7 protein-coding genes and 1 pseudogene are annotated in these 5,743 nt (G+C 56.3%); 2 read left to right on the forward strand and 6 right to left on the reverse strand.

What is annotated here, in order from left to right:
* Positions 1-27: 27 nt before the first annotated feature.
* Positions 28-1,227 carry a serine/threonine-protein kinase gene (locus ABIB66_RS43280; protein WP_354260074.1) on the reverse strand — a complete coding sequence of 400 codons (1,200 nt, stop codon included), beginning with the start codon at positions 1,225-1,227 and terminating at the stop codon, positions 28-30.
* 106 nt (positions 1,228-1,333) lie between these two features.
* Positions 1,334-2,170: a type I restriction enzyme HsdR N-terminal domain-containing protein gene (locus ABIB66_RS43285; RefSeq protein ID WP_275169673.1), complete on the reverse strand. Its 837-nt coding sequence runs from the start codon at positions 2,168-2,170 to the stop codon at positions 1,334-1,336.
* Between the two features lie 395 nt (positions 2,171-2,565).
* On the opposite strand from ABIB66_RS43285, the gene ABIB66_RS43290 reads away from it, so the two are divergent.
* Positions 2,566-2,955, forward strand: coding sequence for a hypothetical protein (locus ABIB66_RS43290; RefSeq protein WP_275169675.1), 390 nt, complete (start codon positions 2,566-2,568; stop codon positions 2,953-2,955).
* A 42-nt stretch (positions 2,956-2,997) separates the two neighbouring features.
* On the opposite strand, the gene ABIB66_RS43295 is transcribed toward ABIB66_RS43290, so the two are convergent.
* From ABIB66_RS43295 to ABIB66_RS43310, 4 genes and pseudogenes are all read right to left on the reverse strand, one after another.
* On the reverse strand, positions 2,998-3,291 hold the full coding sequence (locus tag ABIB66_RS43295; protein ID WP_275169676.1) for a hypothetical protein: 294 nt from the start codon (positions 3,289-3,291) through the stop codon (positions 2,998-3,000).
* Between the two features lie 359 nt (positions 3,292-3,650).
* Positions 3,651-3,790: pseudogene (locus tag ABIB66_RS43300) on the reverse strand (transposase); the annotation flags it as partial.
* Positions 3,791-3,927: 137 nt separating this feature from the next.
* A complete protein-coding gene (locus tag ABIB66_RS43305; RefSeq protein ID WP_354260071.1) occupies positions 3,928-4,515 on the reverse strand; it encodes an MBL fold metallo-hydrolase in 588 nt (195 codons plus the stop codon).
* Entirely contained in the window at positions 4,508-4,648 is a 141-nt protein-coding gene (locus ABIB66_RS43310) for an MBL fold metallo-hydrolase (protein WP_275169678.1), read from the reverse strand. The genes ABIB66_RS43305 and ABIB66_RS43310 overlap by 8 nt, the downstream gene beginning before the upstream one ends.
* Positions 4,649-5,241: 593 nt before the next feature.
* Here ABIB66_RS43310 and ABIB66_RS43315 point away from each other — a divergent pair.
* A complete protein-coding gene (locus ABIB66_RS43315) occupies positions 5,242-5,454 on the forward strand; it encodes a hypothetical protein (protein ID WP_275169679.1) in 213 nt (70 codons plus the stop codon).
* Positions 5,455-5,743 lie beyond the last annotated feature (289 nt).

The raw sequence follows: 5,743 nt of genomic DNA on the forward strand, positions 1-5,743 counted from the left end.
CTCCGGTCGGGCTACGCCCTCCCTTCGTCACGAGCCCGGCGAAACCCTCTCACCTTGATTGACGCGCTCTTCCATCCTGATCGCCGCGCAACACCATAGCGAATGACTTCTCCCCTCGAAGTCATATCTGTCTCGAGGAACGCGAAGAATCATTCCGGCTTGAGCTACGACATCGAATGCTGGAGCTTCCCACTCCCAAGGAGAGGACGGCGTCTTTGTAAGAGGCACCAACTCCAGTTGAGCCGTGCCAAGCGAGATAGTGACGCCGTTCCTCTTACCTAACCTTCCCTTCTTAGCGCTCGGTGCAGCTTCTAGAATTGCTTCTGACAGTTGGCCGTACAAGCTGTCGAGCAAGGCGGAAGCGCCCTGGAACAAATCGGCGCGCTGTTCAGTCGCAGAGCGCGCGGCCGACTTTTGCCGCTCACTTTCGCTCTGTTTAGCAACCTCCCCGAGATGGGCCTCGCTGAGCCTCCCTAGACCGCCAGAGCGATGCTGTTGTGATCGGTTCAGACGAGCAAGCAAATTAGCAGCCGAAGGCCGAGCGCCAGGAGCCTTAAAGAGCGCCTCCGTGATTAGCGCCTTAAGGACCGAGGTCCCTACATCGATTGCCGGAGGTTCCATATGCAGGTGCTGCTCTCGATAGTCCCCGATGTGAGGGCCTGGGAAAGGCTTGCGGCCGCAGAGTATTTCGAACGCCATTACGCCTAAAGCATACACGTCAACAGCTCCGGTCGCTCTCTCGGCCCGCCAGCGTTCTGGAGCAGCGTAAGGCGGACTAAGAGAATACTTCCGAGTGTCTGCTGCCGTTGTCGCCTCTGCGTATCGAGAAATGCCAAAGTCCGAGAGACACCACTTGCCATTTAGCCAGAGGACGTTTTCAGGCTTTAGGTCTCTATGGACGACCTTGCCGTCTAACTCCGTTAGGGCGGAAGCGATATCGATCAAAATCGACGTGGCGTCTGTCGTACTGAGAGGCGAGTTCGTGCTCGTCAAATGATCTCGCAGCGATTTGCTTGCGCGAGGCATGACAAGGACCCAGTGCTCGCCCTGTTCACCACTGTCTATTATTGGGACGATTCCCCGAGCCCCCTTCAAGTCGACAAACAAAAGCTCCCTGTTCGCGCCAGACGCCTTCGGGACCAACTTAACCGCAGCTCCCGATCCATCTGGGCTCTCGGCAGCAAAGACCTGGCCAAAGCCGCCGGCTCCTAGTCGCTCGCCAAGCACCCAATCCTTGTTCAGCCTGATTGTTGTCAACGAGCGCCGCTCCTGATCCTTTTAAGCCCGCGACCGCCAAACGGCGATACTCCCGATGCCGCATCCCAATCTTTGCTCAAGTACTGGCGACCGCTCGCGGGAGCGAGGCAGAAGCATCCTCGACGGGCGCCACTATGGGCGCTTCATCAGCAGCTTTGGGGGTAGCCTTCTTCCGAGTAGCGGCCCGTTGGAGGCGCTTGATGTTTTGGAGCGCCGCCTTCGCCTCATCACTATCCACCAGGTCGCGCTTGATGACCTCCTCGCGTAGCAATGACTTGAGATAGTCCACTTCCACTTTTACTCCAGAGCTCATCCGACGTATTTCGCGGCGCAGGACCTCCAGGATAAAGTCGGTCTGCAAGACTGCTGCGACGGTGAACTTGTTGGTGACCTGCTTGTGCAGCAGAAACTCGGCCATCGTGCTCTTTGAAAAGCCTTCGCGGCTCAAGTTTCCAAAGCACTCCAGCGCTTCCGGGCTCTTGGCGCTTTCCCCAATGGCGTCCAGTTCGCAAACAAGGATCTTCTCGATCGGCTGGCCAAAATGAACTTTATAAATTCGCCAGTGGGCGCCGTTCGTGAGCACCACCCACTCGATACCCTCATTCGCAGCGTAATCGATGGCTTGCTTGACATGGGCATCCTTGAGATCGATCCCGATAGCTTTGACTTCGATGATGAACCTGATGTCGTCGTCAATCTTCACAGCAAGATCAACGTAGGTGCCGCGGATCGCATACTGACTAGTGATATGCAGATATTTGTCATAGCCGCAGATATCAGTAAGCATATCGTTGATAACGGTGACCGTGTCGGCTTCGCTGACATCGCGCTTCAGCAACCCCGCTAGTACGCTCTGGTACTTCTTGAGCTGAGTGGTGATCCGCGTAGCGACCTTAGTTGAGATTTTAGCCATGATTCGCCCCCGAAAATTATGGGCGCGAGCATCATGCAACCTTCCGGCGAGCACACCCCCCTATTTAGTTAGATTGGGCCGGGTCCAGTCATCTGAACCCGTCGAAGCTCCTATTTTGTTGCGCCCTTGCTAGTGAAGCCGCGATGGAGCCCATGATCCTGGTAGCTGAGCGCGGTGGTCCCACAATGCTTGCGCGGATTGGCATCATGCGCGCCTTGAACCGTGGGAAGCCGTGACAATCGAGGCACGCCAAATGAAGGACATGCCCCCTGCCATGTTGCTGGCTATTTGCCCGCTGTTAGAAGCCTTCGATTCCAAATGCGAGAAGGTCATCGTTGACATTGTCTCGGCGACTAACGAGGATAGTGGGATTCAATCAAAGCGGGAGGATTTCAATGTCTTCTGCTGACGAGAGCGGACGAAATAACCCGCTGAGAAAACCCCGCGACGCTACGGTCAACCTTTCTGCGCCTTGGGGCTTATGCACAGCTCGGATCATTGGCGACGCTGCTGACGCCGCTGACGAGGAAGTATTTATAGTACAGCGGTCGGCACTGCATGCTCTATACATTAGCGAAACGGAACAAACTAAGCGTCTGAGCCTTAGTCTCGCCGCAGGTCTGTTGGCCTTGGCTTGCATTCTCCCGATTTTCGCACCACCAGGCCGCGAAGTGATTTCCTATTGGCTATCAATCAGTCTGTTTGTCTTCTCCGCAGGGTCAATAGGGTTCACCAACATCCTCTACAGGACGAAAGAAAGCGAGCTGAACCTTTCCGGGCAGTAAGGCCCGCCAGCGTAAGCCGGCGGCCCGTGTCGATCACGTCTATCAGGCGGCGAAGCGCTGCCGTAGCTCGTCTGCTTCTTTGCCGCCCATAAATTCGAGGAGCAGATGACGTGCCATCATTGTATCCCAGTCAGCATCCTTGTCGGCGTCTTGCCAATCCGGACTCATGCAACACGCAACGAGCACTTCAAATTTCGCTCGTCTGCCGTCTGCTGTGCGCGCCCTGATCGGCCACATCTCCTTCACCAGCCCTTCAATTTCGTCATGGTAGGGCTCGGTGAGCTTAACCAGATGCGTGCTCTTTGCTTTCCGCCGTCTGGGTGACCGTGTCCCCACGCATCATCCAAATTCCGCTATCGGGCGGCGACCGCAAGGCCATTCGGGAGGCCGCGAAGGTCCAGATTATGAGACCCCTTTACGGTTCTCGCTGGCGACGAAGTCTGTTGACTTGCGCTTCCGCTTTTCAACACCCACGAACTGCAGTAGCTCGCGGGCTACTCGAGCCACCAGGTATCGATAGTTTGCGAGGTACTTACGGTGACGCTTTGATGGCCGCATGCGCGCTCGCCGTCGATACACAAAATGGGCCGGCCATTTTCCGCCCCGCTCTCCTGCTGAATGGCTGGCTGACGGCCATGTGACCTGCAGCATCCAGTGTCTGCCTGCCTTCCACGCTCTGGTCCGCGAGCAATCTTCCCGCCGAACCTGGCCTTCCATTTGTAGATGCTGGCATCGCTGACACCATGCTTCCGGCAGAGATCGGCGACCGGACCCCCGCTTCGTGCTCCTTCAAAATCCCGATGATCTGTTCTTCCGTAAACCGCTTGCGCTTCATGCTCTGGTCCTCGGCTTGGGCCAGAACGAACTTCAAACTGGATTAAGCTCAAGGGGCAAGGTCACTGGTGGCGTCCCGAATTGGCTTTGGGAAAATACGTCGGTGGTAGCGGATTATCGTTCCCGATAGCAGCTCACCTACTCACCGCAACTGCTTGATACGTCCGCTGATGGGCCTACGCGGCCGTCCGGGCGTTGCCCGGCCATTTCCGAAGTTTGCTGGTAAACCGGACCTGACCGCTCGCGGCCGAAACAGGCACTGTTGACCCAAACCAGACATTGACTGTCACACCTTGAGGCAAAATCTAAATTTCGAGTAAGTCCCCGGCCCGCTATGATTTCGCCGGAGAAAGCTTTGCGGGCTTCGTCCACAAACACCTGATCAGGAACAGCGCCATCTCCTGGAACGAAATGACTTAGCACTAGCGTGTTGACCCCCGCGGCTTGAGCCACTTCGCCCGCCTGTTCGACCGTAAGTGCATGGCTTGAAATACTTTTGAAAAGGTTGTCGGCGGTCTCCTTATCGAACCTGCCTACTTTCACGCCTGCGTCGAGCACCTGACGCGTTCCCGGAAGATATTGCGCCTCGCACACGAATACGTCCGCGCCTTTCGCAAGATCAATGAGAGCGTCGGTCTTTCGGGTATCACCAGAGAAAACGACAGAGCGATCTACAGTGTTAAAGCGATACGATAGCGCCACCGGAAGCGGTGGATGGTCAGCCAAGACACAAACTGACCTTCACATTCTCGTCCTGCATCACAATTCCGGCAAGCTCTATCTCATGCGGAACAACCATTGGCCTAGGATCGGGTTTGCCTTCATCGCGAATTCGAATGTCGATGTCGAAAGCATTCAACTCAAAGAACTTCTTTCATTTCCGCCAATGGTGGCGGGGCATAAGAGTCCACTGGCTTCCTCAAGCTCAAATACCAGGCAAAATAAAACAGGTTTCCGTAGTCTAGGTTGTGGTCCGAATGCTGATGGGTAATGAAAATGCTTTTTAACGCGTTGAGCCTAAGACCAGCTTGCACGATCTGCCGGGCAACGCCGTTGCCACATAACGTAAAGGGAGCCCCCGGCAACAATGGCATTTGAAGGTGCAGCTCGCCCAACCTGCAAGGGCGGACCGCCAGTCGTGCCCAACAACACAAGTTTCGTGCGGGCAGATTGCCCCGCGGCGAGGCTGGGTGCCAGCGCCGGTGCGAGAACTGCTCCTGCGGAAATCTTTAGCGTCTCTCGTCTGTTCAACGTCACAGATCGCCCTCCACCTAAGCGGCAGAATGCTACTGCTGATGGCAGGACGGTCTACTTCGCTGTTCCGGTTCGAGCCTGCTTCCCGCGAGAATGCACCCGACAGTCGTTGTCCTCCGCGTGCCAGGTTCCAGGACACGGCTGCTGCTTTGGCGGTTTTCAAAACCCAGCGTGCGAGGTCAGCCCGGATAGAATGGCGTGTCGCGACCCGGCATCATGTTCGAGATACGATTTGAGCGACGCAAAGAAGTAATGGGCGGAGGCATCGAGCAGCAGGCACAGCGCGCTGTTGATGAGTGCAACCTGAAGCGGGAGAACGTTGATACGCGCTTGGGGCGGCTGGGCGACGGCAGCAAGAACGTGATCCCGTTCGACCACCGAAGTTCGGTGAACTTACCGTTCGGGGATTAAGAAACTCGTCACCGCGCTCAAGATCAACCCGAAGAGTTATAGAGATCCGGGTCGCCATCCGTGACTTGATTGATTATGGCGCATCCGGGTCGTAAGCGGATGCACCCCTTTAGAGACGACCCTAATGCGACTTTTGCCGTGCACCGCATTAGCCTTAGTCGCATCCGGATCAACGGCTCGCTGGCGCCATAGACGTAACCCTACGCGGTAGGCCGCAGCGCGCTGATCTTTCCAGTTAACCGTTAGAGCTCGTCGGACTCCTCGGTTTTCGGCTTCATCGTCGCAGCGA

Origin of the sequence: Bradyrhizobium sp. F1.13.3 (genome assembly GCF_040548265.1) — a bacterium.
In the GTDB taxonomy this organism is placed as follows: domain Bacteria; phylum Pseudomonadota; class Alphaproteobacteria; order Rhizobiales; family Xanthobacteraceae; genus Bradyrhizobium.